Here is a 906-nt window from a genome sequence, read left to right as displayed (position 1 = left end):
CAGCACTGGCGATCAACGAGGTGGCGCTGTGGCGCCAGTCGTACCAGACGGCCAAGATCCGCATCACCGTCGACGAACAGGTCCGGCTTGAGGAACTGAACTGCGACGGCGTCATGATCGCAACCCCGGCCGGGTCCACCGCCTACAATCTTTCGGCGCATGGACCGATCCTGCCGCTCGACGCGCCGCTGCTGGCGCTGACCCCGGTCAGCCCGTTTCGCCCGCGCCGCTGGCGCGGCGCGCTGCTCTCCAACAAGGCGACCGTGCGCTTCGACATCCGCGAGCCGGAAAAGCGGCCGGTAAACGCCGCCGCCGACCATACCGAGGTCAAGGCCGTGACCTCGGTGACGGTGCGAGAATCACCAACGGCGACAGCAACGTTGCTGTTCGATCCCAATCATTCCTGGAACGAGCGTATTCTCGCCGAACAGTTCCGCTATTGAGCCGGCGCTGCGACCGACAGGTCGATTAAGCATCCCGATTAAGGTTACAACTTCACAATCGTGCCATTGCTGCCCGTTTCTGTTGACAAATCGAGGGCTTGCTCCTAATTGCAATACCAATCTTGCAGGCGCGTGGCGCTTGCCGCGACAGACGCCATTAGACGCCGTTGCGCTTCCCCGAACCAGCCAAAGACAACAACACTTGTCCTCAGACACCACGACCGCTCCAGAAGCGTTGACCTTTTCAGACCTCGGCCTGTCGCCGAAGGTCCTTTCCGCAGTCACCGACGCCGGCTACACCGAGCCGACGCCGATCCAGGCGGGCGCCATTCCGCATGCCCTGCTGGGCAAGGACGTGCTGGGCATTGCCCAGACCGGCACCGGCAAGACGGCCTCCTTCGTGTTGCCGATGCTCACAAGGCTGGAAAAGGGCCGCGCCCGCGCTCGCATGCCGCGCACGCTC

At 63.5% G+C, this 906-nt stretch carries 2 protein-coding genes; both read left to right on the top strand.

Annotated elements, in window-relative coordinates; translation table 11 throughout:
- Positions 1 to 443: NAD kinase (locus EN984_RS36165; RefSeq protein WP_127384432.1), on the top strand; the 443-nt coding region annotated here is incomplete at its 5' end.
- 202 nt (positions 444 to 645) lie between these two features.
- Positions 646 to 906, top strand: a 261-nt coding sequence (locus tag EN984_RS36160) for a DEAD/DEAH box helicase (protein WP_164765995.1), incomplete at its 3' end; no start/stop codon positions are given.

The organism is Mesorhizobium sp. M7A.F.Ca.CA.004.12.1.1, from assembly GCF_003997835.1.
Lineage (GTDB): Bacteria > Pseudomonadota > Alphaproteobacteria > Rhizobiales > Rhizobiaceae > Mesorhizobium.
This window is presented reverse-complemented; position numbering and strand designations above follow the sequence as displayed.